This is a genomic window from Streptomyces sp. NPDC005070 (assembly GCF_053600395.1).
Window position 1 is genome coordinate 39,335 of record NZ_JBSFZS010000039.1, and the last position, 26,609, is coordinate 65,943.

Below are 26,609 nucleotides of genomic sequence, written 5' to 3' on the forward strand. Positions count from 1 at the left end.
GTGGGGGTAGGGGAGGGGGAGGGGAGAGCCGGGGGCGGGAGCTCAGGACTTGGCGCGCAGGATGTCGATGTTGCCCCAGTTGCTCCGTGCGCGGACCGCGACCGTGCCCTCGGTCTTCTCCGGGGCCTCGGACGCGGCGAGCCTGTTGCGCACCTGCCCTCGGTTGGAGCTGACGTCGAGCCAGGTGGTGACGCCCTCGCCGACGCCGACCTCGATGGAGCCGTTGGAGGTCTCCAACCGGACCTCGCCGCGGACGACTTCGGCGACGCGCAGGTGCCCGTTGGTCGTGGTGCCGGTGACCGACGCCTCGGCGCGCGCGATGTCGATGCCACCGTTGGTGCCGCTCGCCCGCAGCTCGCCCGTCACGGTGCCGACGGTCGTGGAGCCGTGCGAGTTCTTCAGGACGGCGGGTCCAGCGACCGTGCCGACACGCACGTTGCCGGTGCTGCTGGTGATCTCGGCCGAGCCGTCGATCCGGTCCACGGTGATCAGGCCGTGCGACACCGTCAGTTCGAGCGGGCCGGTGGTGTCGAGGCGTACGTCGCCGGCCGAGGACTTCACCCGGACCTCGCCGAGCCGGCCCTCGGCGAGCACCTGGGTCCAGGAGCAGGTCAGGTCGAGTCGAGAGCCCGCGGGCAGGCAGACCGTCACATCGACGGCGCCGCTGGAGCCGACCAGGTGGCGCTGCCTCGTCCTGACCGTCAGGGCGCCGCTCGCGTACCCGATCTCCGTCTGCTCGGCGGCCCGTACGTCCCTGTCCTTCTTCGGGTCGAGGGGCCGCACCTCGACGACCGTGTCGGGGCGGTCTCCGGCGGTGAAGCGGATGGCGCCGGCAGCCACGTGAGCGGTGACCGAGATGGGTTCGGGAGTGTCGAAAGAAGGCATGGCTGTACCGTCCTCTTGGGTACTCGGGGCGTCCCCGCAGGTGGGACGCGGTGTGGGTGAAGTGGTGCTGGTGCTGGTGCTGGTGTGCGTGCTTGTGCGGGTGTGGGGTTCTGGCCCTGGTTCCGTCGCGGTCAGCGCACCCAGCCCGCGAAGCTCTGTCCGGTGGTGCGGTTCCCGCCCGTCGCACGCCGCCGGGTTCCGCCGTCGACGGCGGCCGACACGGCCAGCACCAGCCATGCGTTGACCGACTGCCCGTCGCGCTTCGCGGCCTCCTCGGCCCGCGCCTTGAGAGGGGCCGGTAGCCGCAGGTTGACGCGGACGGTGCCGCCGCCGTCGTGGCCGTCGGCGGGCCCGGAGGCCCTGAACGCTCCGACGGACCTCTCCGGTACTTCTGTGGCGCCATGGTGGCGTGGTGGTGGTGTCACCACGAACTCAGGGTCCAGTCCCCGCAGCCGTATGTCCACCGAGCCGGGAGCCAGCTCGCGGGTGATCTCGTCCACCGCGGCGGAGAGCGCGTCGAGCAGGGTCAGACGTGTCGCCGCCTCCAGCGGAGCGGTGACCCGCTCGGCCAGTTGACGAGCTTCGTCCCCGCCGGCTTCGGCGGCCACCGCGAGTTCCCGGCGCAGTGCGTCGACATACGGAGTGAGGTCCATGGCGACATGGTGGCACCATTATGGCGCCAGGTGCAAGCCTCTGTGGCGCTCGTTGGTGTCGCTGGACGGTGGCGCTGGATGGTGCCGGATGGCGTCGCGTGTAGCGGAGTGGCGCCTCGCCGTACCGGATCCGGATCCGGATCCCAGTACCGGATCCGCCTCGCCCCGGCTGTCGGGCGGGACTTCTGTCAGGCTCCGGGATTCTCGCAGAGGTATGTGACATAGTACTGACGTGAGTAGGTCTGTTACCTGCGATGTCGTGATCGTCGGAGCCGGAATGGTCGGCGCCGCCTGTGCCTTGTACGCGGCTCGCGAGGGCCTCGATGTCGCCGTGGTGGACCGCGGCCCGGTGGCCGGCGGGACGACCGGCGCGGGTGAGGGCAATCTGCTCGTCTCCGACAAGGAACCAGGACCCGAACTCGACCTCGCCCTGCTCTCCGGACGCCTGTGGGCCGACCTCGCCGAGGAGCACGGGAAGGCGGTCGAGTACGAGGCCAAGGGTGGCGTCGTCGTGGCGTCCACCCCCGCGGCCCTGGCCGTGCTGGAGACGTTCGCGGCGGGTCAGCGGACAGCCGGTGTGCTGGCCGAACCGGTCGCCGCCGACCAACTGCACGACCTGGAGCCGTACTTGGCCCCAGGACTCGCGGGCGGCGTCCACTATCCCCAGGACACCCAGGTGATGCCCGCCCTCGCGGCCGCCCGTCTCCTCCGGGCGTCGGGGGCGCGGCTGCTGACCGGGCGCACCGTGACCGAGGTGCTGCGCACGAGGGACGGCGCGGTCCGCGGAGTGCGCACCGACCGGGGCGACCTGCACGCACCCGCCGTCGTCAACGCGGCCGGCACCTGGGGCGCCGAAGTGGCCTCGCTCGCGGGCGTCACGCTCCCCGTCCTGCCCCGCCGGGGATTCGTCCTCGTCACCGAGCCCCTGCCACGCCGGGTGCGCCACAAGGTGTACGCCGCGGACTATGTCGCCGACGTCGCCAGTGACTCGGCCGCTCTCCAGACGTCGCCGGTGGTGGAAGGGACGGCGGCCGGCCCGATCCTGATCGGCGCGAGCCGGGAACGCGTCGGCTTCGACCGGTCGTTCTCGCTGCCCGTCGTGCGGGAACTGGCCGCGGGCGCCACACGGCTCTTTCCCTTCCTGTCCGAGGTGCGCGCCCTGCGGACCTACCTCGGATTCAGGCCGTACCTGCCCGACCATCTGCCCGCCATCGGCCCCGACCCCCGGGCGCCCGGTCTCCTCCACGCCTGCGGGCACGAGGGAGCCGGCATCGGACTGTCCACCGGCACCGGACAGTTGATCGCGCGGGTCCTGGCCGGCAGGGCACCCGGCCTGGACCTCGCACCGTTCCGGCCCGACCGCTTCCCCGAGGAGGCCGTGTGAACCCCCTGGACCTCGTACGGGCCGAACCCGGCCCCGCCTTCACCGTCACCGTCGACGGCAGGGCCGTCGAGGTGCTGCCCGGCCGGACCGTCGCCGCCGCGCTGTGGGCCGAGGGCATCACCTCGTGGCGCAGCACCCGTGAGGCGGGCCGGCCCCGCGGGGTCTTCTGCGGCATCGGCGTCTGTTTCGACTGTCTCGTCACCGTCAACGACCGCCCCAACCAACGGGCTTGTCTGGTCCCGCTGGCGCCCGGCGACACCATCCGCACCCAGGAAGGCACCGGCCACGATGACTGACGGACCCCACCGTCTCGCGGTGATCGGCGCGGGTCCGGCCGGTCTCGCCGCCACCCTGGCCGCGGCGGCACGCGGCATCCATGTGACGCTGATCGACTCGGCGGTGGCGGCGGGCGGACAGTTCTACCGCCGGCCCGCGAGTGCCCTGGGCGCCCGGCGGCCCCGCGCGCTGCACCACCGGTGGCGCACCTGGGAGCGACTGGAACGGGGGCTCGCCGGACACCTGGAGGCGGGTTCGGTGGAGCATTTGACGGACCATCATGTCTGGCTGGCCGAGCGGACCGGGGCGACGGGCGCACGGCCGGGATTCACCGTCCATGCTCTCCTCGGTCCACTCCAGGAGGAGTCCGTCGCTCTGCGCGCCGACGCCGTGCTCCTCGCCACCGGCGGATACGAGAAGGTGCTGCCCTTCCCCGGCTGGACCCTGCCCGGAGTCGTGACCGCGGGCGGGGCCCAGGCCATGCTCAAGGGCGGCCTCGTCGTGCCGGGACGCAGGGCCGTCGTCGCGGGAAGCGGGCCGCTGCTGCTGCCCGTGGCGACCTCCCTCGCCGCCGCCGGGGTCGAGGTCGCCGCGCTCGTGGAGTCGCTCGATCCGAGAAGGCTGCTGCGCGGCGGCGGGGCGCTGGCGGCCGAGCCGGGCAAGATCGCCGAGGCGGCCCTGTACGCGGCCCGGCTCCTGCGCCACCGCGTCCCGTTCGTCCCGCGGCACACCGTCGTGGAAGCCCATGGAGAGGGCCGGCTCGAAGCCGTCACCGTCGCCGCGCTCGGCCCCGACGGGCGGGTACGGCCCGGAACGGAGCGGCGGATCCCGTGCGAGGCGCTCGCCGTCGGGCACGGGATGGTCCCGCACACCGATCTCGCCGAGGCCCTCGGCTGCCGGACCGACGCCTCGCGGGTGGACGTGGACGACGAGCAGCGCACCGACGTGCCCGGTGTCTGGGCCGCCGGTGAGATCACGGGGATCGGTGGCGCCGCGCTCTCCCTGGCCGAGGGGCATCTCGCGGGCCGGTCGGTGGCGGCCCGGCTGCGCGGCGCCGAACCCGATCCGCGGTCGGCCGCCCGAGCCGTCAGGGTCCGCACGAGAGCGCGCGCGTTCGCGTCCGCGCTGGACGCCGTGTACCGACCACCCGCCCACTGGACGGACCAGGTCACCGACGACACGGTCGTGTGCCGCTGCGAGGAGGTCACGGCCGGCCGCGTCCGCGAGGCCGTCACCGACCTCGGCGCGGGCGACGTCCGCACGGTCAAGCTGCTCACGCGCGCCGGAATGGGGTGGTGCCAGGGCCGGATCTGCGAACCGGCCGTCGCCGGACTCGCCGGCTGCGAACAGGCGCTCGTACGGCGGCTGTTGGCGCGTCCGGTACCGCTCGGCGTCCTCGCCCGCGCCGGTTCGGACGACGACGGCCTGCCACCCGGCGCGGGCCCGCCTCCCGGCCCGCGGTGACGCTCCCCGGCCGACCCGGAACGAAGCTCCCGGCACCGGCGCGGCCCGCCCCCTGGCTTGCTGCGACTCACCTCGACCGACAGTAAAATGTCACACCCTATTGAGAGGGATGAGCACCTCATGACCGACACCCCCGAGAGCCGACGCCCTTGGCGTGGAGTCCTCGTCGCCACCGCGCTCCCGCTGAACGAGGACCTCGGTGTCGACCACGGCCGGTACGCCGAGCACTGCGCCTGGCTCGTCGAGAACGGATGCGACGGCGTCGTACCGAACGGCTCCCTCGGCGAGTACCAGGTGCTCACCCCCGAAGAGCGCGCCAAGGTCGTCGAGACCGCCGTCGCCGCGGTCGGCGGTTCCCGGGTCATGCCCGGCGTCGCCGCCTACGGCTCGGCGGAGGCCCGCCGCTGGGCCGAGCAGGCCAGGGACGCGGGCTGCGGCGCCGTGATGCTGCTGCCGCCCAACTCCTACCGCGCGGACGACCGTTCCGTCCTCGCCCACTACGAGGAGGTCTCCCGGGCGGGCATCCCCGTCGTCGCGTACAACAACCCGATCGACACCAAGGTCGACCTGGTGCCCGAACTCCTGGCGAAGCTGCACGCCGCCGGCTTCGTCCAGGCGGTCAAGGAGTTCTCCGGAGATGTACGCCGCGCCTACCGCATCGCCGAACTCGCCCCGGAACTCGACCTGTTGATCGGTGCTGACGACGTCCTCCTCGAACTCGCCGTCGCCGGGGCCAAGGGCTGGGTGGCCGGATACCCGAACGCGCTGCCCCGGGCGGGCGTCGAGCTCTACCGCGCGGCCGTCGCCGGTGACCTCGACACGGCGGGCAAGCTCTACCGGCTGCTGCACCCGCTGCTGCGCTGGGACTCCCAGGTCGAGTTCGTCCAGGCCATCAAGCTGTCCATGGACATTGTCGGCCGCCACGGCGGTCCGGTCCGGCCGCCGCGCGTCCCGCTGCTGCCCGAACAGGAGGCCGCCGTGCGCCGGGCGACGGACCGAGCCGTCGCCGCCGGTCTCGCCTGATCCGGACCCGCCCCTCCGCCGCCGGTCTCGCCCGAGCCGGCCCTGCCCGGCATCTCCGCGACCCTCCGTCCGCCCGTCGAGATCACTCAGGAGTCCCATGCGCAGCAAACTCGTCCTGCACGCCGTCGACTCGCACACCGAGGGCATGCCCACCCGGGTGATCACCGGCGGGATCGGCACCGTCCCGGGCGCGACCATGAACGAGCGGCGGCTCCACTTCCGTGAGCACCGCGACGACATCAAGCAGCTCCTGATGAACGAGCCGCGCGGGCACGCGGCGATGAGCGGGGCCGTCCTCCAGCCATCCACCCGCCCCGACTGCGACTACGGCGTGATCTACATCGAGGTGTCGGGCTATCTGCCGATGTGCGGACACGGCACGATCGGCGTGGCGACCGTGCTGGTGGAGACCGGCATGGTCGAGGTCGTCGAGCCGGTCACGACGATCCGGCTCGACACCCCGGCGGGTCTCGTCGTCGCCGAGGTCGCCGTGGAGGACGGCGCGGCCAAGGAGGTCACGCTCAGGAACGTGCCGTCGTTCGCCGTCGGCCTCGACCGCAAGGCCACGCTCGCCGACGGGCGCACGGTGACGTACGACCTAGCCTACGGCGGCAACTTCTACGCGATCCTGCCGCTGGAGCAGTTCGGCCTGCCCTTCGACCGCTCCCGCAAGGACGAGATCCTCGCGGCGGGGCTCGCGCTCATGGACGCGGTCAACGCCGAGGGTGAGCCCGTGCACCCCGAGGACCCGTCGATCCGCGGCTGCCACCACGTCCACCTGTACGCGCCCGGGGCGACGGCCCGCTACTCGCGGCACGCGATGGCGATCCACCCCGGGTGGTTCGACCGCTCGCCCTGCGGTACGGGCACCAGCGCGCGCATGGCCCAGCTCCACGCCCGGGGTGAACTCCCGCTGGACACCGAGTTCGTGAACGAGTCCTTCATCGGGACGCGGTTCACCGGGCGGCTGCTCGGCACCACCGAGGTCGCCGGAGTGCCCGCCGTGCTGCCCAGTTTCACGGGCCGTGCCTGGATCACGGGAACCGCCCAGTACCTGCTCGACCCCTCGGACCCGTTCCCGGCCGGGTTCGTCCTGTGAGCGGCCCCGCGCCGGGGCGTAGATACTGGTGTCTCAGTAAGACGTGACATGGCACAGGGGTGGTGCGGCAGAACGCCGGCGCGCCGGCCCGTACGAGGAGACCTTGATGGCCGCCCAGCGCAGCAGCGAACCCCCAGCAGCTCCCGACCTGCCCACGCTGGGCGGCAGGCGGAGCAGCTACCGCGAGCGCGTGGCCGACGCGCTGCGCGCCGCGCTCATCGCGGGCGAGCTGCGGCCCGGCGAGGTCTACTCGGCGCCGACGCTGGCGGCCCGTTTCGGCGTCTCGGCGACACCGGTTCGCGAGGCCATGCTCGACCTGGCCAAGGAGGGCCTGGTCGACACGGTCCCCAACAAGGGATTCCGGGTCACGGAGGTCTCCGAGAAGCAGCTCGACGAGTACACCCACATCCGCTCGCTCATCGAGATCCCCACCGTCGTACGGCTGGCCACCACGGCCGATCCCGTCTCGCTGGAGGCGCTGCGTCCGGCCGCCCGGGAGATCGTGACGGCGGCGGCCGCCGGCGACCTCATCGCCTACGTGGAGGCGGACATCCGCTTCCACCTCGGCCTGCTGGCCCTCGCCGGCAACTCCCATCTGGTGGAGGTCGTCGGCGACCTGCGCAAGCGTTCACGGCTGTACGGGCTCGACGCCCTGGTCCGGGCGGGCCGGCTGGAGGCCTCGGCCCGGGAGCACCTGGAACTCCTCGACGCCCTCCTGGAACGCGACGAGCGTGCCGTGCGCGCGGTGATGACGCGTCACCTCGGCCACGTCCGCGGTCTGTGGGCGGCGCCCTGAGCGGTTCCCCGGTGCGGGTGTGCGGCATCGGGCCCGCCGGACGTGGAACCGCTGGGCCCGCCGGACCCCGGACCGGACCCCAGACCGGGTCCCGCGGCCGGGAACCGGCCGAAGTTCTACGCAAGTGATTTGCAATTCTTGCGCTATTCTTGCGCTCATGACGCGACGACTTGCTCAGGTGGCGAAGAAGGTCGGGGTCAGCGAGGCCACGGTCAGCCGGGTGCTCAACGGCAAGCCGGGTGTCTCCGACTCCACCCGGCAGGCGGTCCTGTCCGCCCTGGACGTCCTCGGCTACGAACGGCCGACCCAGCTCCGCGGTGAACGCGCGCGGCTCGTCGGGCTCGTCCTGCCCGAGCTGCAGAACCCGATCTTCCCGGCGTTCGCCGAGGTGATCGGTGGTGCGCTCGCCCAGCTCGGACTCACCCCGGTGCTGTGCACCCAGACCAAGGGCGGGGTCTCCGAGGCCGACTACGTGGAACTCCTGCTCCAGCAGCAGGTCTCCGGGGTGGTGTTCGCCGGCGGTCTGTACGCGCAGGCCGACGCGCCGCACGACCACTACCGCGAGCTCGCCGACCGCAACATTCCGGTGGTGCTGGTCAACGCGGCCATCGAGCACCTCGGCTTCCCCTGCGTCTCCTGCGACGACGCCGTCGCCGTCGAGCAGGCGTGGCGCCACCTCGACTCGCTCGGCCACGAGCGGATCGGACTCGTCCTCGGCCCCGGCGACCACATGCCCTCGGGCCGCAAGCTCGCGGCCGCGCGCGCCCTGGCTCCGGATCTGCCGGACGCGTACGTGGCACGGGCGATGTTCTCGCTGGAGGGCGGCCAGGCCGCAGCCACCAGGCTGCTCGACCAGGGGGTCACCGGCATCATCTGCGCCAGCGACCCGCTCGCGCTCGGTGCCGTACGGGCCGCCCGCCGCAAGGGGCTCAGCGTCCCCGGCGAGATCTCCGTCGTCGGGTACGACGACTCGGCGTTCATGAACTGCACCGAACCCCCGCTGACGACGGTCCGCCAGCCCATCGAGGCCATGGGACGCGCCGCCGTGGAACTGCTGAACGCGCAGATCGGCGGCAGCAGTGTGACCCCCGAGGAGCTGCTGTTCGAGCCGGAACTGGTGGTGCGCGGGTCGACCGCGCAGGCACCCCGCGGCTGAGCCTCGGGTGAGGGCCGGCCGCCGCCGGTGACCGGGTCGTCGCACCGCGCGGCGGCCCGGCGGTCGTTCCGGGGCCGTTGACTCCGCTACGCAACCACCTGCAACGGAGACCCCCAACCTCTGTCAAATAATTCCAGATTCTGCGCGACATCTTGCGGACGGATGTCGTCGGTGCTTGAGTGTGCGGCGCCAGAACACGGCGGCACGCCCGCCGTGGGCCTTCCTCGCTCCAGCCCGAAGGGGTCCACCAATGAGAAGTACCGGGTTCCGCCGTAGTCTCGTCATGCTCATGGCGTCCTCGGTCGCGCTCACCGCCACCGCGTGCGGTTCGAGCGGCGACGACGATGCGGCCAACGGAAAGACCCGCATCACCGTCAACTGCGAGCCGCCGAAGAGCGCCAAGGTCGACCGCTCGTTCTTCGACGCCGACACCAAGGCGTTCCAGAAGGCCAACCCGGACATCGACGTCGTGATGCACGACGCGTTCCCGTGTCAGGACCCCAAGACCTTCGACGCCAAGCTGGCCGGCGGCCAGATGGAGGACGTGTTCTACACGTACTTCACCGACGCCAAGCACGTCGTCGACGTCAACCAGGCCGCCGACATCACGAGTTACGTCAAGGACCTCAAGAGCTACAGCACCATCCAGCAGCAACTGCGCGACATCTACACGGTCGACGGCAAGATCTACGGCATCCCGCGCACCGGCTACTCGATGGGCCTCATCTACAACAAGGCCCTCTTCAAGAAGGCCGGCCTCGACCCCGACAAGCCCCCGGCCACCTGGGAGGAGCTGCGCGCGGACGCCAGGAAGATCGCCGGGCTCGGCAACGGCACGATCGGCTACGCCGACTACAGCGCCCAGAACCAGGGCGGCTGGCACTTCACCGCCGAGCTGTACTCGCAGGGCGGCGACGTCGTCTCCGAGGACGGCAAGAAGGCGACGGTCGACACCGCCGAGGGCAAGGCGGTCCTGCAGAACCTGAAGGACATGCGCTGGAGCGACAACTCCATGGGCAGCAAGCAGCTCCTCGTCATCAACGACGTGCAGCAGATGATGGGCTCCGGCAAGCTCGGCATGTACCTCTCCGCGCCCGACAACATCCCGATCCTCGTCAAGGAGAAGGGCGGCAACTACAACGACCTCGGCCTGGCGCCGATGCCCGGTGGCAAGGGAACGCTCATCGGCGGCGACGGCTACATGTTCAACAAGAAGGACTCGCCGGCCCAGATCAAGGCGGGCCTCAAGTGGCTCGACTCCATGTTCCTGACGCCCGGCGACGGCTTCCTCGGTGACTACGCCCGCGCCAAGCAGAACAACGCGCCCGTCGGCCTGCCCGAGCCGCGTCTGTTCACCGGCGCCGCCGACGACAAGGACCAGCAGGTCAAGAAGGCCAACGCCAACGTGCCCGTGGAGAACTACCAGGCCTTCCTCGACGGCAACCAGAGCCTCGACATGAAGATCGAGCCGCCGCAGGCCCAGCAGATCTACTCCGTCCTCGACGCCGCCGTGTCCGCGGTCCTCACCAAGAAGGACGCCGACATCGACCAGCTCCTCAAGGACGCCTCCGGCAAGATCGACTCCATCCTGGCCCGAGGCTGACACTCTTCATGAAGACCGCATCGAAGCCCCCCGCAGTGCTCCCTCCGGCCGCCGTCGGCGCGCCGGAGGCGCCGCGGTCGGCCGGGCGCCGGACCGGGGGACCGTGGCGCCGGCGCCTGGCCGACCAGTTCCGCGCCTACGCCTTCCTGGCGGGCGGCCTGCTCTGCTTCGCCCTGTTCTCCTGGTACCCGGCGATCCGCGCCGTCGTGATCGCCTTCCAGAAGTACACGCCGGGCAGCGGCGGCGAGTGGGTCGGCACCGCCAACTTCACCCGGGTCTTCCACGACCCGGAGTTCACGGCCGCCTGGCGCAACACCCTCACCTTCACCCTCCTCGCCCTGCTCATCGGCTTCGCCGTCCCCTTCGTGATGGCGCTCGTCCTCAACGAACTGCGGCACGCCAAGGCGTTCTTCCGGGTCGTGGTCTACCTGCCGGTGATGATCCCGCCGGTGGTCAGCGCCCTGCTGTGGAAATGGTTCTACGATCCCGGAGCCGGCCTCGCCAACGAGACGCTGCGCGCGCTGCACCTGCCGACCTCGAACTGGTCCAACGGCGCCGACACCGCCCTCGTCTCCCTGGTCATCGTCGCCACCTGGGCCAACCTCGGCGGCACCGTCCTCATCTACCTCGCCGCCCTGCAGAGCATCCCCGGCGAGCTGTACGAGGCGGCCGAGCTGGACGGCGCCAGCCTGCTCCAGCGCATCCGCCATGTGACGATCCCTCAGACACGCTTCATCATCCTCATGCTGATGCTGCTTCAGATCATCGCCACCATGCAGGTGTTCACCGAACCCTTCGTGATCACCGGCGGCGGCCCCGAGGACAAGACCGTCACGGTGCTCTACCTGATCTACAAGTACGCCTTCCTCTACAACGACTTCGGCGGAGCCTGCGCCCTGAGCGTCATGCTGCTCGTCCTGCTCAGCGCCTTCTCCGCCCTCTATCTGCGGCTGACCCGCTCCGAAGGGGAGGACGCGTGAGCACCCGCACCCTCGTCTCTCCGCTCACCCTGGCCCGCCCCCGCGGCAGAGCCGTCTACTGGACCGTCTTCGGCGGCGTCGTCCTGCTCTTCGCGCTGGCCTTCCTCTTCCCCGTCTACTGGATGGTGACCGGCGCCATGAAGTCGCCGGACGAGATCACGCGCACTCCGCCCACCCTGCTGCCGGAACACTGGCACCTCGGCGGCTACACCGACGCCTGGGACCTGATGGACCTGCCCACCCACCTGTGGAACACCGTCGTCCAGGCCACGGGCGCCTGGCTGCTCCAGCTCGTCTTCTGCACGGCCGCCGCCTACGCCCTGTCCAGACTGAAGCCGGCCTTCGGCAAGGTGATCCTCGGCGGCATCCTCGCCACCCTGATGGTCCCCGTGCAGGCCCTGGTGGTCCCCAAGTACCTGACCGTCGCCGACCTGCCCGTCCTGCACACCAGCCTGCTCAACTCCCCGCTCGGCATCTGGCTTCCCGCCGTCGCCAACGCCTTCAACCTCTATCTCCTCAAGCGCTTCTTCGACCAGATACCGCGCGACGTCCTGGAGGCCGCCGAGATCGACGGCGCCGGGAAGCTGCGCATCCTGTGGTCGATCGTGCTGCCGATGTCCCGGCCCGTCCTCGGAGTCGTGTCGATCTTCGCCCTGGTCGCCGTCTGGCAGGACTTCCTCTGGCCGCTGATGGTCTTCTCCGACACCGACAAGCAGCCCATCAGCGTCGCGCTCGTGCAGCTCTCGCAGAACATCCAGCTCACCGTGCTCATCGCCGCGATGGTGATCGCCAGCATCCCCATGGTCGTGATGTTCCTGCTGTTCCAGCGGCACATCATCGCCGGGATCAGCGCGGGCAGCACCAAGGGCTGACGCCCGCACCCGACCCCCTCGAACGAAAGGCAACGCACCGTGGGACAGCCCCGCCCTGCCCGAAATCAGTCCGCGTGGTGGCGTTCCGCCGTCATCTACCAGGTGTACGTCCGCAGCTTCGCGGACGGCGACGGCGACGGCACCGGCGACCTCGCGGGCGTCCGCGCCAGACTCCCGTATCTCGCCGAACTCGGTGTGGACGCCCTGTGGTTCAACCCCTGGTATCTCTCGCCGCTGGCCGACGGCGGCTACGACGTCGCCGACTACCGCACCATCGACCCGGCCTTCGGGACACTCGCCGAGGCCGAGAAGCTCATCGCCGAGGCCCGCGAGCTGGGCATCCGCACCCTGGTCGACATCGTGCCGAACCACGTCTCCGACCAGCACCCCTGGTTCCGGGCGGCGCTGGCCGGCGGCCCGGAGCGCGAGCTCTTCCACTTCCGCCCCGGACGCGGCGAACACGGCGAACTCCCGCCCAACGACTGGCCGTCCCAGTTCGCGGGCTCCACCGAACCGGTGTGGACCCGGCTGCCCGACGGCGACTGGTACCTCCACCTCTTCACCCCCCAGCAGCCCGACCTCAACTGGGCGCACCCGGCTGTCCGCCGGGAGCACGAGGAGATCCTGCGCTTCTGGTTCGAGCGGGGGGTCGCGGGCGTCCGCATCGACTCGGCCGCGCTGCTGGCAAAGGACCCGGACCTGCCCGACTTCGTCGAGGGCCGCGACCCGAATCCGTACGTCGACCGCGACGAGCTCCATGACATCTACCGCTCCTGGCGGACGGTCGCCGACGCCTACGACGGCATCTTCGTCGGCGAGGTATGGCTCCCCGACTCCGAGCGCTTCGCCCGCTACCTGCGTACCGACGAACTGCACACCGCCTTCAACTTCTCCTTCCTGTCCTGCTCCTGGGACGCCGGACGGCTGCGGACCTCCATCGACGAGACCCTCGCCGAACACGCCCCCGTCGGAGCTCCCGCCACCTGGGTGCTGTGCAACCACGACGTGACCCGCACGGTCACCCGCTACGGCCGTACGGAGACCGGCTTCGACTTCGCGGCCAAGGCCTTCGGCATCCCCACCGACCTGGCGCTCGGCACCCGCCGGGCCCGCGCCGCGGCGCTGCTCTCGCTCGCCCTGCCCGGTTCCGTGTACCTCTACCAGGGAGAGGAACTCGGTCTGCCCGAGGTGGAGTTGCCGCTCGACAGCATCCAGGACCCGATGCACTCGCGCTCCGGCGGCGCGGACCCGGGCCGCGACGGCTGCCGGGTCCCGCTGCCCTGGACGGCCGAGGAGCCGTACGCCGGATTCGGCGGTGAACCCTGGCTCCCGCAGCCCGCCGGCTGGCCCGCGTACGCCGCCGACGGACAGGCGGAGGATCCCGGGTCCATGCTGAGCCTCTACCGTGCCGCGCTCCACGTCCGCCGCACCGAACCGGGCTTCGGGGACGGCGCGTTCGGCTGGCTGCCCGCACCGGAGGGTGTCCTCGCCTTCACCCGTGCGGACGGAGGACTGCTCTGCGTGGTCAACCTGGCCGACGGCGCGGTCGAACTCCCGGAGCACTCCCGGGTCCTCCTCCGCAGCGGCCCGCTGGACGCCGACGGGTTCCTCCCACCGGACACGGCGGTCTGGCTGCGCGCCTGAGCGGGCCCGCACCGCACGGCGAGCACCGTTCCCACGGGTCTCACCGATCGGACGGAGGGGCGTCCTCGACGACCGGCTCCCCGCGTTTCGCCGCCTGGATCTGCTCGTACACATGGGTCCGCAGCTCGGCGAAGCGCGGGGCGACCCGGGTGCGCAACTGGTCCCGCTCCTCGGGAAGATCGACCTTCAGTTGCTCCCGCACGACGGTGGGGGAGGCCGAGAGGACCAGAACCCGCTCGCCCAGATAGACGGCCTCGTCGATGTCATGGGTCACGAACAGGATGGTGATCCCGCGCTGTCGCCACAGCCTGCGTACCAGATCCTCCAGATCGGCGCGGGTCTGCGCGTCGACCGCCGCGAACGGCTCGTCCATGAGCAGCACTTCGGGCTCGTACGCCAGGGCCCGCGCGATGGCGACCCGCTGCTGCATCCCGCCCGAGAGCTGCCACGGATAGGCTCTCGCGGCGTCGGCCAGGCCCACGGACTCCAGCGCGTCGTCGACCAGATCCCGGCGCTGCCACTTGCTCAGACTCTTCTGCTTCAAGGGGAGTTCGACGTTCTCACCGACCCTCATCCAGGGGAACAGGCTGCGCCCGTACTCCTGGAACACGAACGCCATGCCCGGCGGCGGGCCGCTCACGCGCCGGCCCCCGAGCAGGACCTGGCCCGACGTCGGCGCCAGCAGACCGGCCACGCACTTCAGCAGGGTGGTCTTGCCGCAGCCCGACGGGCCGACCAGACAGACGAGTTCACCCGCGTCGACCGTGAACGTGAGATCGCGGACCGCCTCCACCCGGCGCCCCGACCCCTCGTAGACCTTCCGCAGGCCCGATACGACCAAAGACGCGTGCATGGACCGCCCTTTCACGAGCGTCGTCACGGGGACCGCCTGGAGGAGTCGCGCAGACCGTGGTACCAGCCGAGGACCCGGCGTTCGACCACCTGGAAGACGACCGAGAGGAGGAAGCCGAGCAGGCCGAGGACGAGGATCCCGGTCCACATGTCGGGGATCGCGAAGCCGCGCTGGAACTGCACGATGGTGAAGCCGAGCCCGTTGCTCGCCGCGAACATCTCGCTGATGACCATCAGGATGATGCCGATGGACAGCGCCTGGCGCAGCCCCGCGAAGATCTGCGGGCTCGCGGACGGCAGGACGACGGACCGGATCCGGGCCGGACCCGTGATGCCGTACGAGCGGGCCGTCTCGGACATCACGGAGTCGACGGCGCGCACGCCCTCGATCGTGTTGAGCAGGATCGGCCACACACAGCCGCTCGCGATCACGACGATCTTCATCGTGTCCCCGATGCCCGCGAACAGCATGATGACCGGAACGAGGACGGGCGGCGGCACCGCGCGCAGGAACTCCAGAACCGGTTCGCACACCGCCCGCACCTTCCGGTACGAGCCGATGAGCGCCCCGAGCGCGATCCCCACGGTCGCGGCCGACGCGTAACCGGCGAGCAGCCGCAGCAGGCTGGGCACCAGATCGGCGCGGAGCCGCGCGCGGGTCCAGACGTCGGGGAACGTCCTGAGGATCGTGCGCAGCGGGGGCCAGTAGACGTTGTGGCTGCCGTCCGAGGCGAGCCACCACACGAGGAGCAGCAGCGTGGGGAGCGTGACGACGAACAGCGCCCGCAGCAGGAGGCCGCCCCACGGGTTCGGCCTCGTCCGCCCGGCCGGGACGTCCGTCATACCGCCACCTCCCCGCGTACCGACTGGTGCCAGGCCAGCGCGTACCGCTCCACCGACCGGGCACCCACGTTGATCAGCAGTCCGAGCAGACCGGTGACCACGATCAGCGCGTACATCTCGGGCACCGCCTGCGAGGTCTGGGCGACCGCGATGCGGGCGCCCAACCCCGGTGCGCCGATGACGAGTTCGGCGGTCACCGTGAGGATGAGGGCGACGGCCGCGGCGAGCCGGACCCCCGTCATGACGTACGGGAGCGCGGTGGGCCACAGCACATGACGGACCCGGGCCCAGGTGCCGAGGCCGTACGAGCGTGCCGTCTCCTCCGCCACCGGGTCCACGTCCCGCACGCCGTACATGACCTGGACGAGGACCTGCCAGAAGGACGCGTACACGACCAGCAGGAGCACCGACCGCAGCTCGGTGCCGTAGAGGAGGACGGCGAGCGGGATCAGGGCCACGGAGGGGATGGGGCGCAGGAACTCGATCGTCGAGGCGGTCGCCTCGCGCAGATGGGGCACGACCGAGACGACCACCCCCACCACGACGCCCGCCGCGACCGCGATGGCCAGGCCCAGCGCCCAGCCCGTGAGGGTGTCGCCCAGGTCCCTCCAGAAGGTCGCGTCGTCGAGCTCGTCACGGAGCGCCCCCGCGATCCGGCTGGTCGGCGGGAAGAACTGCTCCTTGACGATGCCGAGCCGCGGCACCGCCTCGCCGAGGGCGAGGAAGGCCGCGAGCCCGGCGGCGCCCAGTGCGGCGTTCACGGACCGGCCGGTGGAGCCGCCGCCACGCGCTCGCGTCCGTGTCACGGCAGCAGCTTGTCCAGATCGGGCGCCGTCTTGAAGAGGCCGTCCCGCTCGCCCAGCTTCTCCAGCGTCTCGATCGAGGCCCGGTTCGGCTCGGCCGGCCATTTCGGCAGGGTCACCTTCGCCAGTACGGCCGCGGGGATCGTGGTGTACGTCGTGACGATCTGCCGGACCTCGTCCGGGTGCGCGTCGGCGTAGGCGAGGGACTCCGCGGTGGCCTCCTGGAAGTTCTCGACCACGTCGGGGTGCTGCTGTGCGTACTGGTTCGAGGTGAAGTACATGGCGACGGTGAGGTTCTTCGCCACGTCGACCAGGGAGGAGGCGATCTCGGTCGCGCCCTGGCTCTTGACGGTGGCGAGCGCCGGCTCGACCACCATCGCGGCGTCGATCTGGCCCTTGTCGAGGGCCGCGGGCATCAGGTCGAAGGCGAGCTCGACGAACTTCACCTTGGAGGGATCGCCGCCCGCCTTGCGCACCGACTCGCGCACGGCCGTCTCGTTGATGTTCTTCAGCGTGTTGACGGCGACCTTCTTGCCCTCCAGGTCCTTCGGCGACGCGATGGAGCTGCCCTTCCTGACCGTGATGGCGCCGAAGTCCGCGCCCGCGACGCCGGTCGAGGCGACGCCGTTCGCGATGGCCTTCACGGGAACGTTGTTGGACTGGGCGATCATCAGCGAGGTCACGTTGGAGAACCCGAACTGGAACTGGCCCGACACGACACCCGGGACGATCGCGGCGCCGCCCTGCGCGGTCGTCATCGACAGGGTCAGTCCGTGCTTCTTGTAGAAGCCCTTCTTCTGGCCCAGATAGACGGGGGCGACATCGACGATGGGGATGACCCCCAGCTTGACGGTGGTGGTGCCGCCGGACGAAGAGTTCTTGTCCGAGGCGCCACCGCCGCCGGACGAGCCGCAGGCCGACGCGGCGACCAGTAAGGCTCCGGCCGCGATCCCGGCGAGCAGACGACGCATGGCTCCTCCTGTGCAGACGAGAGTGTTCCGACAGGGCGTGCGCACACCGCACAATGGTGCTCAGCGCGAAGGTAGAACCCTGTCCGTGCCGGGTCAATGGCCTTGGCTGACAATATTGTTGACAGTTATCGAAGTGTGCTCCCGTCCCGGACGAGAGCACTCCGTGTGTCCCTCTGGAGGCGACGATGCCTGCGGCAGACCGAGCGCCCCATTTCGTCCGGTCCTTCGAACGCGGACTCGCCGTCATCCGCGTCTTCGGCGCCGACCGGCCGGAACTGACCCTCAGTGAGGTCGCACGTGGCTGCGACCTGACCCGCGCGGCGGCACGCCGCTTCCTGCTGACCCTGGTCGATCTCGGATACGTGCACACGGACGGCCGCGTCTTCCGGCTCACCCCGCGCGTGCTGGAACTCGGCTACGCCTATCTCTCCGGCTTCACCCTCCCGCAGATCGCCGAGCCCCATCTGAAGCAACTCGCCGAACGGGTGGGGGAGTCGAGTTCGCTCTGCGTCCTCGACGGCGACGACATCGTGTACGTGGCGCGGGTCCCGACCCGGCGCATCATGACGGCGGCGATCACCGTCGGAACCCGCTTCCCCGCCCACGCCACCTCCGTGGGCAGGGTGATCCTCGCGCATCTCACGGACGACGAGATCGCCATCCGGCTGGAGCGGGCCGACCTGCGCCCCCTGACCGGGCGGACGATCGTCGCGCCGGACCTGCTGAGAGCGGAGCTGGCCCGCGCGCGGCGCCAGGGATACGCCATCGTCGACCAGGAGTTGGAGGAGGGACTGCGCTCGGTCGCCGCCCCCGTGCGCGACCGGGACGGCGCCGTGGTGGCGGCCGCGAACATCCCGGTGCACGCCAGCCGCAACAGCCTCGAATCCGTCCGCCGCGACCTGCTCCCCCCACTGCTGGAGACGGTCGCACGGATCGAGCGGGACCTGGCGGTCACAGATCCAGCACGAGCCGTCTCCCCAGGCAGCGGGACACACAGATGAGCATGGTCGCGCCCGCCGCCCGCTCCTCGTCCGTGAGCAGCGAGTCCCGGTGGTCCGGGGTCCCTTCGAGCACGTCCGTCTCGCAGGTCCCGCACGTGCCCTCGGCGCAGGAGGAGAGGACCTCGACACCGGCGGCGCGTACGGTGTCGAGGACGGAGACGCCGGGGACGACGGTGACCGTTCGCCCCGACCGCTCCAGGGTGACCTCGAACTGCGTCTCGCCGCCGGTCCCTTGGTCCTTCGGCCGGAACCGCTCGACGCGCAGGGAGCCGGCCGGGCAGCGCTCCTCCATCGTGTCGAGCAGCGGTCCGGGACCACAGCAGTAGACGAGGGTGTCCGCGGAGAGCTCGGCGAGCACGGAGGGCAGGTCGAGCATTCCGGTCTCGTCCTGGGGAGCGAGGACGACCCGGTCCCCGTACCGCCGCAACTCCTCGGTGAACGCCATGGAGCCGCGGGTCCGTCCGCCGTACAGCAGGGTCCACTCGGCGCCTGCCGCCTCGGCCGCGGCGAGCATCGGCAGGATCGGGGTGATGCCGATGCCGCCCGCGACGAAGCGGTAGCGCGGGGCGGGCACGAGCGCGAAGTGATTGCGCGGGCCCCGGACGCGGACCGTGTCGCCCTCGCCCAACCGCCCGTGCACATAGGCCGATCCGCCGCGCCCGTCCGGTTCGCGCAGCACCGCGATCCGCCAGGCCCCGCGGTCCGCCGGATCACCGCACAGCGAGTACTGCCGCTCGAGTCCCGGCCCGAGCAGCACATCGATGTGGGCGCCCGGTTCCCAGGGCGGGAGTTCGTCACCGAGCGGATGCCGCAGGGTCAGTGCGAGCACACCGTCGGCAACGAACTCCTTCTGCCCGACGACGAGTTCGGTCTCGTACGTGTTCTCGCCGGCCGAACCGGTCACCGCACCCCCTCCACCGGCTTGTCGCCCTCCTCGACCAGCCGGGCCAGGATGCGCCGGGCCGCGAGACCGCCGGCGTCGATGCCGATGCTCAGCTCCTGGTAACCGGGGCGCTCGGAGCCGAGGGTCCGCTGGAGGACGGTGAGCGCGTCGACGTCCTGCATGACGACGGTGTGGTTCAAGTCCCGCATGAAGGCGCTGACATCGTCGTCCGAGCGGGCGAAGTCGCGCGAGACGGCCCAGAAGTCGTACACCCTGCCGTCGCCGGACGGCGTGATGGCGTACGTGATCTCGGTGTGGAAGGCGTCCGGGTCACTGCCGTCCGCCTCGGGCAGGACGCCGGCCGGAGCGATCCTGCTGTGCAGCAGATAGAGGCAGGGCGCGTGGTACTCGATGTCCTGCCAGCGCGTGATGCGGCCCTCGATGCCGGTCGACCGCGCGTAGAAGGGCGGACACGCGGCGTCGCCCATGCGCCGGGAGACGCGCACGATCCCGGCGTCCTCGTCCACCTCGGTGACGATCGGCGTCTCGGCGACCTCGGGTGTGCCGATGTAGCCGCCGTGCAGATACGTCTCGTGCGAGAGGTCGAGGAGGTTGTCGACGAGGAGTCCGTAGTCCGCGTCGATGGGCTCCATGCCGCTGACCGTCGTCCAGTGGGGCGAGTCCATGTGCGGTGCGCGCGGGACGGAACCCGGGTCGGCGAGCGCGGGGTCGCCGATCCAGACCCAGACGAACAGGTCCTGCTCGACGACCGGGTAGGAGGCGACACGGGCGGTGCGCGGTATCCGCTTCTGCCCCGGCACGTACACGCACGCCCCGGTCGGGTCGTAGGTGAACCCGTGGTAGCCGCACACGACCCGGTCGCCGTCGAGCCGGCTCTCCGAGAGCGGGAAACGCCGGTGCACACATCGGTCGGACAACGCGACCACCGCCCCGTCCTCCTCGGTCCGGTAGAGCACGAGCGGCTCACCGAGGACGGTCCGTCCGACGAGCTCACGCCCGATCTCGTAGGTGAAGGCGACGACGTACCACTGGTTCCTGGCGAAGGCGGTGATGTGCGGCATGGCGTTCCCGTCCCTGAGAGCGGGGCACCGTCGCCCCGCGTGCCGTGGTCGGACTCAGCGTCGTGACGTCCGCGACGGGCGGGCAAGGCGGCTTCCGTCAGGCGGAAGGGGTCCGGGAACCTTGTTGCGGGCCGCTTCCGGTGCCCCGGCCCGACCGTTGGTCAAGGCGATGTGTCCGTGGGGCAGTCGAAGCGTTCTCCCGGCCCCCAGTGGGTGGCGTTCCGCGCACCCTGGGAGAGCACTCCGCAGGTCAGGTCCGTGAGCTTGTCGCCCGCGGCGGTGATCTCGCGGATGTGGATCTCCTTGTCCGGCGGGTAGTGGTGATCGCTGTCCAGGGTGATGACCCCGGACTCCCCCACGTAGTCGTGGATTCCGGGATCCTGCAGGCGGGTGATGAGCGCCCTGGGTGAGAAGACCGGGTCCGTCGTGAAGATGGCGTTCATGGCAGCGGAGAGGATTTTGACGGCGTCGTAGCCGAGCGCCGCGTCGTTCTCGGCGGACAGGTGGAAGGCCGCGCCGAACTTCTCCGCGAAGGGTCCGTCGGGCTCCGGAAGGCTGAACTGGTTGTAGAAGAGCTTCAGCGCGTCGTATTCCTGACGCATGAGGCTCGGATGCAGGACCACGTCCGGGGCCGGGCTCTCGGCCAGCACCGGAACGGGGGCGACGCGGGCGCGGCAGGCCTGCGTGGTCTGCATGTCGTCGAAGAGGTCCTCCATGACGCTGGAGCGGCCCGCGTACAGGACGAAGCCGTCGGTGCGGTGGACGAGCGTGCAGGCGGTGCCGGCGATGGCCCGGGTGGAGCGCCCGTTCTCCATCTCGCCGTACTTCACGAGATGGACCGGCCCGGTCGAGCGGTAGGCGGCGTCGAACCGGTGGGCGAGGTCGGCGCTGAAGTAGGTGTCCTTGGGGTCGTAGACGACGACGGCGGCCGGACCGGAGCTGCCGGGGGCCGGTTCCGTCAGAGCGTGCAACTGGGGTGAGTGGCGGGCGAAGGAGGCCATGACCGCGGCGATGCGCGCGTCCACCGGTGAGAGCTGGAAGTAGGACACGGGCGAGTCGCCGTCGATCATGCGCTGACCCGAGACGCCGGTCCCGAGGACCGTGATGCCCCGGGCCCCCAGTTCGATCGCGGCCTGCTGGGACTCGGGGCGGCTCTGGTGGAGACCCATGACGGCCGCGATGTGGTCCTGGTCCGCCCGGTCGACGATCATCCGCGCGACGTCCACGCCACTGTCGTTGTCCTTGTTGAAGCCGCCGCTCGAGCCGTAGTGGAAGTATTCGCCGGCGTTGGCGACGAGCAGGCGTACGGGTACCTGGGCCTTGCGGTGGCTGCTGTTGACGCGCTTCTGCGCGAGCAGCGCGCCGCGCAGGGTCTGGAAGCCGATGGGCGCGGTGCGCTTGGACTCCGAGCCGACGCTCAGCGGCGCGAAGAAGACGATCGTGCGGTACGGCTGGTCCGTGTCCACCCGCGCGTTCTGGCGGCCGAGGACCTTCTCCAGCTTTCTCAGGTCCGACGCGTACTCGCCGTGGGCCAGGTCGCAGCCGTCGTTGCCGTCCGTCAGACCGACGATCTCCCCGTTCTCGACGTGTTGGCAGGAGGCCGCGACACTTCCGTCGGTGACGAGCCCCAGCAACGCCCGGGACAGGACGAGAACGCCTCCGCACAGCATCGCCGCGGCGGTGGCGGCGGCCACCGGGCGCCACCAGTCGCGGACACGGGGACGGCGGAAGTCCACCGCGGTGGGCGGGGGCACCGCCGCTGCCGCCGTGGTGCCGGGCGGAGGGGCGCCCGTCACCGCGGTGCCGTCGTCCGGGGTGCGCGGCAAGGCAAGTACATGCACCGCGTCGGAGGCGTGGCCGGTGATCGCCGCCGAGAACAGCGCGGTCACCTCATGACCCGTCGGGTGCCCGTCGACGGCACTTCTCTGCGTCGGTACGGCCCGAAGCGGTGGACTCGCGGCGTACGAAGGGAGCACGTCGGTGGCGGCGCCCAGCACCAGCAACGGACTGCTTCTGATGTCGCGCGAGACGGCGGCGTACGTGTCCAGGAACGCGCGGCATGCGGATCCGGGGCCGCCCAGGGCCGGCAGGAGCACCACGAAGGGCCATGCGCGCCGGGGGCGGAGGCGACTCCACGCCCGCGGCCGGGCCGCTCCGGCCAGGTCGCGGATCAGCGCGGTGAGGAGGATCTCGCGGACCAGCTCCTCGTCGCGCGACGCCGTGGCCCGCGGGGGTTGCGCCGCCTCGTGTGCCAGGGCGAGCCGGTGACTCACCCGCAGGTGCACCGCCGCCTTGAGGAAGCTCCGGCCGGGCAGGTCCAGCATCCGGCTCACCCACACGTGACGCCGGTCGACGCGCATGCCGTACCAGCGGCGCCACAACCAGGTGGCCACGATGTCCAGGAGGCGAAGCGGAGCGCCCCACCATCCGTTCATGATCTCGCGCAGTTGCGTGAGGGGGATCTCCTCGTGGAACCTTCGGGTGTACGCGTCGCACAGCAGCCGGCGCAGGGCGCGCCGCTGTCCTTCCGCGTCCCTCTCCTGGACGTCGGCGCGCAACACCGCCAGACAGGTGTCGAATTCGGGCAGCCGCAGCCGGCCGGCCCCCGTAGGCACGGAGTCCTTGAGTTGCTCCGCCACCTTCTCCAACAGGAGCAGGTATGGCCCGTCCGCCTGAGCGTCGGCCGGCTCCGGCCACACCTCGTGGACAACGGCATGCGGGGCGAAGCTGGAGACGGGTGCTTCGGCCTCGTCCGGGGAGGACTTGAGGTGCTTCTCGTAGTCCAGCACGAGTTCGGTGAGCGCCGGATCCGGCTCGGCGCCGTCCGTGGCCGCTCCTCCGTCCGGCAGCCGCGCCAGCAGCAGGGCCGGGAGCCGGTGCTCACCGGACCGGTTCCGGCGAGAGGAGCCGGCCCGGCGGTCGGTGACGTGCGGGTCGAGCACCCGGGCGAGCCAGTGGAAGTCGGCGGACACGGTCCGGTGTCGCTCGGCGTCGAGGGGTGGATGCGACAAGTGGAACCTCCAACTGGCATATGTCGCGGGAGCGTTGCGCGAGTCTATGGAGGGAATGGGCGGTTCTGGGGCTTTGTCGCTGGTTGACCGCTAATGAAACGGCGCGTGCGCAGTGCATCCGTATTGCGATCATCCGCACGCCACCTTCCTCGTCCCGGCCGGGCGCACGGATCTCTCCGTGGCCGGATCGGTTCGCCTGGCGTACCGCCGACCTTCACGCCAGGGACAGAGGGCCCTTTCCTGACGTTCGGTGCGCTTGGAAAACTCCTTTCGCGCACGTTCCATCAACTCCGGCCAACGGGCCCGTCAGGACAAGAGGTCACCCAGTCATGCCTCAAGTGAATCGGCGCCGTTTCTTCCAGATCGCGGGCGGGACGGCGGCGTTGACCGCGCTGGCCGGCAGCGTCCAGCGCGCGGCGGCTGTGCCGGCGCATCGTCGTTCGGGCACGATCGAGGATGTCGAGCACATCGTCGTCCTGATGCAGGAAAACCGTTCGTTCGACCACTACTTCGGCTCGATGAGAGGTGTCCGGGGCTTCGGCGACCCCCGTCCGGCGTCGCCGGCCGGCGCCAAGCCGGTCTGGTACCAGTCGGACGGCACCAAGGACGTGCTCCCCTTCCGTCCCGAGATGGACGACCTCGGTCTCGCGTTCATCAAGGACCTCCCGCACGGCTGGAGCGACGGGCACGCCGCGTTCAACAAGGGCAGGTACGACAAGTGGGTGCCCGCCAAGTCGGCCACGACGATGGCGTATCTGACGCGGGAGGACATCCCGTTCCACTACGCGCTGGCCGACTCGTTCACCGTCTGTGACGCGTACCACTGCTCGCTCATCGGCTCGACGGACCCCAACCGCTACTACATGTGGACGGGTCACACGGGCAACGACGGCAAGGGCGGTGGCCCGGTCCTCGGCAACGACGAGGCCGGGTACGGCTGGACGACGTACCCGGAGCGGCTGGAGGCGGCCGGGATCTCCTGGAAGGTGTACCAGGACGTCGGTGACGGGCTGGACGCGAACGGCTCGTGGGGCTGGATAACCGACGCCTACCGGGGCAACTACGGCGACAACTCGCTGCTGTACTTCAACCAGTACCGCAACGCCCAGCCGGGCGACCCGCTGTACGAGAAGGCCCGTACCGGGACCGACGCCCGCAAGGGCGAGGGATTCTTCGACCGGCTCAGGGCCGACGTGCAGGGCGGCACGCTGCCGCAGGTCTCCTGGATCGCCGCCCCGGAGGCCTTCACGGAACACCCCAACTGGCCCGCGAACTACGGCGCCTGGTACATCTCCCAGGTACTGGACGCGCTCACCTCCGACCCCGAGGTGTGGAGCAGGACGGCCCTGTTCGTCACCTACGACGAGAACGACGGTTTCTTCGACCATCTGGTGCCGCCCTTCCCGCCGCAGTCCGCGGCCCAGGGCAAGTCCACGGTCGACGTCGGCCCGGATCTGTACGCGGGCGACGTGAGCCATGCGGCCGGACCCTACGGACTGGGCCAGCGGGTGCCGATGCTCGTCGTCTCGCCCTGGAGCAAGGGCGGTTACGTCTGCTCCGAGACGCTCGACCACACGTCGATCATCCGGTTCATGGAAGCCCGGTTCGGGGTGCGCGAGCCCAACATCTCGCCCTGGCGGCGCGCGGTCTGCGGTGACCTCACGGCCGCCTTCGACTTCACCCACGAGGACAGCGCCCCGGTCACCCTGCCCTCCACCGACGGCTACCGGCCGCCGGACGGCGCCCGCCATCCCGACTATGTCCCCACCCCGCCCGCGAACCCCGCCCTGCCCCGGCAGGAACGCGGCTCGCGCCCGACCCGCCCGCTCAAGTACGCGCTCCTCGTGGACGGTTCGGCCGACACCGCGGCCGGGAAATTCACGCTGACCTTCGGCTCCGGCGCCAAGGCCGGCGCTGCCTTCCTCGTCACCTCCGGGAACCGCACCGACGGCCCCTGGACCTACACCGCCGCCGCGGGCAAGACCGTCTCGGACACCTGGAACTCGGCCTACTCGGGCGGCTCGTACGATCTCACCGTGCACGGTCCGAACGGCTTCCTGCGTTCCTTCAAGGGCGCCAACAGGACGGCGGGACCGGAGATCACCGCCCGCCACACCGGCTGCGACGTGGAGCTCACCTTCGTCAACAAGGGTGCCGCCACGGCGACGCTCCGGCTCACGAACGGCTACGGTGGACCGTCGCAGGCCTTCCGGGTCCGGGCGGGCGCGACCGTGAAGCACACGGTGGATCTGGCGGCGAGCAAGTGCTGGTACGACCTCGGTGTCGTCGTCGACGGACAGCCGGGCTTCCTGAGGCGATTCGCCGGACATGTCGAGAATGGTCGGCCCGGTGTGAGCGACCCTGCACTCATCACGATCTGATGGGTCCACAACCGACCGTTGTCTTCCGGCCATGTCACGGTAGGGTGCCCCGGTGACGACGCATTCGAACACTCCTGCAGGTTGGTACCCGGACCCGAACGGGAAGCCCCAGACACAGCGTTACTGGGACGGCTCGCAGTGGACCGACCAGGAGGCTCCGGCCGGACAGCAGGTGCCGCACCAGGGCACGCCGCCCCTGCAGGCATTCCCCCAGCAGGCCACCGCCCCCGATCCGCGTGTCCAGGGCCAGGTGCAGCGGCAGGCCGGGGTGGCCCCGAGCGGTGTCGGCGGCGGCACCCTGTTCACCGAGCCGGTCCTGGTGGTGAACCAGAAGGCCAAGCTGATCGAGCTGACCAACGAGTACAAGGTCATGGACCAGCAGGGCAACCCGATCGGCTCGGTCACCGAGGTCGGTCAGGGCGTGCTGAGGAAGATCCTGCGGCTGGTCTCCAGCCTCGACCAGTTCCTCACGCACCGGCTGGAGATCCGCGACGCCCACGGGCAGCCGCAGTTGCTGCTGACCCGGCCGGCGAAGATCTTCAAGTCCCGCGTGATCGTGACCCGTCCGGACGGCTCCACCGTGGGTGAGATCGTCCAGAAGAACATGATCGGCAAGATCAACTTCGCGATGAACGTGGACGGCCGGCAGGTCGGCGCGATCAAGGCGGAGAACTGGCGTGCCTGGAACTTCGCGATCGTCGACGAGTCGGAGAACGAGGTGGCCCGGATCACGAAGACCTGGGAAGGCCTCGCCAAGACGATGTTCACGACCGCGGACAACTACGTCCTGCAGATCCACTTCCAGCTCCCGGAGCCGCTGCTGAGCCTCGTCGTCGCGACGGCGCTGACCGTCGACACGGCGCTCAAGCAGGACTCCCGCGGACTGGGCTGACGGACGCGGTAGTACGGACACGGACATACGGAAGGGCGGCCGCGGATCTCTCCGC

23 protein-coding genes are annotated in these 26,609 nt (G+C 70.7%); 14 read left to right on the forward strand and 9 right to left on the reverse strand.

The window, feature by feature from the left end:
- Positions 1-42 precede the first annotated feature (42 nt).
- Positions 43-885, reverse strand: coding sequence for a DUF4097 family beta strand repeat-containing protein (locus tag ACWEBX_RS15720; protein ID WP_451885402.1), 843 nt, complete (start codon positions 883-885; stop codon positions 43-45).
- Positions 886-1,016: 131 nt separating this feature from the next.
- Positions 1,017-1,538 (reverse strand): hypothetical protein, encoded by a 522-nt coding sequence (locus ACWEBX_RS15725; RefSeq protein ID WP_451885403.1) that lies wholly within the window; start codon positions 1,536-1,538, stop codon positions 1,017-1,019.
- A 232-nt stretch (positions 1,539-1,770) separates the two neighbouring features.
- On the opposite strand from ACWEBX_RS15725, the gene ACWEBX_RS15730 reads away from it, so the two are divergent.
- From ACWEBX_RS15730 to ACWEBX_RS15780, 11 genes are all read left to right on the forward strand, one after another.
- On the forward strand, positions 1,771-2,922 hold the full coding sequence (locus ACWEBX_RS15730) for an NAD(P)/FAD-dependent oxidoreductase (protein WP_451885404.1): 1,152 nt from the start codon (positions 1,771-1,773) through the stop codon (positions 2,920-2,922).
- The gene (locus tag ACWEBX_RS15735; RefSeq protein WP_451885405.1) at positions 2,919-3,218 is read left to right on the forward strand and encodes a (2Fe-2S)-binding protein; all 300 of its coding nucleotides are present in this window, start codon (positions 2,919-2,921) and stop codon (positions 3,216-3,218) included. The genes ACWEBX_RS15730 and ACWEBX_RS15735 overlap by 4 nt, the downstream gene beginning before the upstream one ends.
- The gene (locus ACWEBX_RS15740; protein ID WP_451885406.1) at positions 3,211-4,662 is read left to right on the forward strand and encodes an FAD-dependent oxidoreductase; all 1,452 of its coding nucleotides are present in this window, start codon (positions 3,211-3,213) and stop codon (positions 4,660-4,662) included. The genes ACWEBX_RS15735 and ACWEBX_RS15740 overlap by 8 nt, the downstream gene beginning before the upstream one ends.
- 120 nt (positions 4,663-4,782) lie before the next feature.
- A complete protein-coding gene (locus tag ACWEBX_RS15745; RefSeq protein WP_451885407.1) occupies positions 4,783-5,685 on the forward strand; it encodes a dihydrodipicolinate synthase family protein in 903 nt (300 codons plus the stop codon).
- A gap of 97 nt (positions 5,686-5,782) precedes the next feature.
- On the forward strand, positions 5,783-6,784 hold the full coding sequence (locus ACWEBX_RS15750) for a proline racemase family protein (RefSeq protein WP_451885408.1): 1,002 nt from the start codon (positions 5,783-5,785) through the stop codon (positions 6,782-6,784).
- A gap of 106 nt (positions 6,785-6,890) precedes the next feature.
- Positions 6,891-7,580 carry a GntR family transcriptional regulator gene (locus tag ACWEBX_RS15755; protein ID WP_451885409.1) on the forward strand — a complete coding sequence of 230 codons (690 nt, stop codon included), beginning with the start codon at positions 6,891-6,893 and terminating at the stop codon, positions 7,578-7,580.
- Positions 7,581-7,737: 157 nt separating this feature from the next.
- Positions 7,738-8,736, forward strand: coding sequence for a LacI family DNA-binding transcriptional regulator (locus tag ACWEBX_RS15760; protein ID WP_451885410.1), 999 nt, complete (start codon positions 7,738-7,740; stop codon positions 8,734-8,736).
- A 250-nt stretch (positions 8,737-8,986) separates the two neighbouring features.
- Complete coding sequence (locus ACWEBX_RS15765; protein WP_451885411.1) at positions 8,987-10,339, forward strand: ABC transporter substrate-binding protein; 1,353 nt, start codon at positions 8,987-8,989, stop codon at positions 10,337-10,339.
- 8 nt (positions 10,340-10,347) lie between these two features.
- Positions 10,348-11,319: a carbohydrate ABC transporter permease gene (locus ACWEBX_RS15770; RefSeq protein ID WP_403638804.1), complete on the forward strand. Its 972-nt coding sequence runs from the start codon at positions 10,348-10,350 to the stop codon at positions 11,317-11,319.
- The gene (locus ACWEBX_RS15775) at positions 11,316-12,191 is read left to right on the forward strand and encodes a carbohydrate ABC transporter permease (RefSeq protein WP_451885412.1); all 876 of its coding nucleotides are present in this window, start codon (positions 11,316-11,318) and stop codon (positions 12,189-12,191) included. The genes ACWEBX_RS15770 and ACWEBX_RS15775 overlap by 4 nt, the downstream gene beginning before the upstream one ends.
- Positions 12,192-12,230: 39 nt before the next feature.
- Complete coding sequence (locus tag ACWEBX_RS15780; protein WP_451885413.1) at positions 12,231-13,835, forward strand: glycoside hydrolase family 13 protein; 1,605 nt, start codon at positions 12,231-12,233, stop codon at positions 13,833-13,835.
- A 40-nt stretch (positions 13,836-13,875) separates the two neighbouring features.
- Here the strand turns inward: ACWEBX_RS15780 and ACWEBX_RS15785 are convergent, their stop codons facing one another.
- From ACWEBX_RS15785 to ACWEBX_RS15800, 4 genes are read right to left on the reverse strand one after another with little or no spacing between them, the layout of a single operon-like run.
- Positions 13,876-14,688, reverse strand: a complete 813-nt coding sequence (locus ACWEBX_RS15785) for an ABC transporter ATP-binding protein (RefSeq protein WP_451885414.1) — start codon at positions 14,686-14,688, stop codon at positions 13,876-13,878.
- A gap of 23 nt (positions 14,689-14,711) precedes the next feature.
- Positions 14,712-15,530: an ABC transporter permease gene (locus tag ACWEBX_RS15790; protein ID WP_451885415.1), complete on the reverse strand. Its 819-nt coding sequence runs from the start codon at positions 15,528-15,530 to the stop codon at positions 14,712-14,714.
- A complete protein-coding gene (locus ACWEBX_RS15795; RefSeq protein ID WP_451885416.1) occupies positions 15,527-16,336 on the reverse strand; it encodes an ABC transporter permease in 810 nt (269 codons plus the stop codon). The genes ACWEBX_RS15790 and ACWEBX_RS15795 overlap by 4 nt, the downstream gene beginning before the upstream one ends.
- Positions 16,333-17,304: an ABC transporter substrate-binding protein gene (locus ACWEBX_RS15800; protein WP_451885417.1), complete on the reverse strand. Its 972-nt coding sequence runs from the start codon at positions 17,302-17,304 to the stop codon at positions 16,333-16,335. Before ACWEBX_RS15800 ends, ACWEBX_RS15795 begins: the two co-directional genes overlap by 4 nt.
- A gap of 185 nt (positions 17,305-17,489) precedes the next feature.
- Here ACWEBX_RS15800 and ACWEBX_RS15805 point away from each other — a divergent pair, with 185 nt between their 5' ends.
- Positions 17,490-18,305: an IclR family transcriptional regulator domain-containing protein gene (locus tag ACWEBX_RS15805; protein WP_451885418.1), complete on the forward strand. Its 816-nt coding sequence runs from the start codon at positions 17,490-17,492 to the stop codon at positions 18,303-18,305.
- Here the strand turns inward: ACWEBX_RS15805 and ACWEBX_RS15810 are convergent.
- The 3 genes from ACWEBX_RS15810 to ACWEBX_RS15820 all read right to left on the reverse strand — a co-directional run bounded on the left by ACWEBX_RS15810 (position 18,256) and on the right by ACWEBX_RS15820 (position 23,281).
- Positions 18,256-19,209: a PDR/VanB family oxidoreductase gene (locus ACWEBX_RS15810; protein ID WP_451885419.1), complete on the reverse strand. Its 954-nt coding sequence runs from the start codon at positions 19,207-19,209 to the stop codon at positions 18,256-18,258. The genes ACWEBX_RS15805 and ACWEBX_RS15810 overlap by 50 nt on opposite strands.
- Positions 19,206-20,270, reverse strand: a complete 1,065-nt coding sequence (locus ACWEBX_RS15815; RefSeq protein WP_451885420.1) for an aromatic ring-hydroxylating dioxygenase subunit alpha — start codon at positions 20,268-20,270, stop codon at positions 19,206-19,208. Before ACWEBX_RS15815 ends, ACWEBX_RS15810 begins: the two co-directional genes overlap by 4 nt.
- A 161-nt stretch (positions 20,271-20,431) precedes the next feature.
- A complete protein-coding gene (locus ACWEBX_RS15820; RefSeq protein WP_451885421.1) occupies positions 20,432-23,281 on the reverse strand; it encodes a hypothetical protein in 2,850 nt (949 codons plus the stop codon).
- A 329-nt stretch (positions 23,282-23,610) separates the two neighbouring features.
- Here ACWEBX_RS15820 and ACWEBX_RS15825 point away from each other — a divergent pair, with 329 nt between their 5' ends.
- Entirely contained in the window at positions 23,611-25,662 is a 2,052-nt protein-coding gene (locus ACWEBX_RS15825) for a phosphocholine-specific phospholipase C (protein WP_451885422.1), read from the forward strand.
- Between the two features lie 52 nt (positions 25,663-25,714).
- Positions 25,715-26,554 carry a phospholipid scramblase-related protein gene (locus ACWEBX_RS15830; RefSeq protein ID WP_451885423.1) on the forward strand — a complete coding sequence of 280 codons (840 nt, stop codon included), beginning with the start codon at positions 25,715-25,717 and terminating at the stop codon, positions 26,552-26,554.
- The last annotated feature ends 55 nt before the right edge of the window (positions 26,555-26,609 follow it).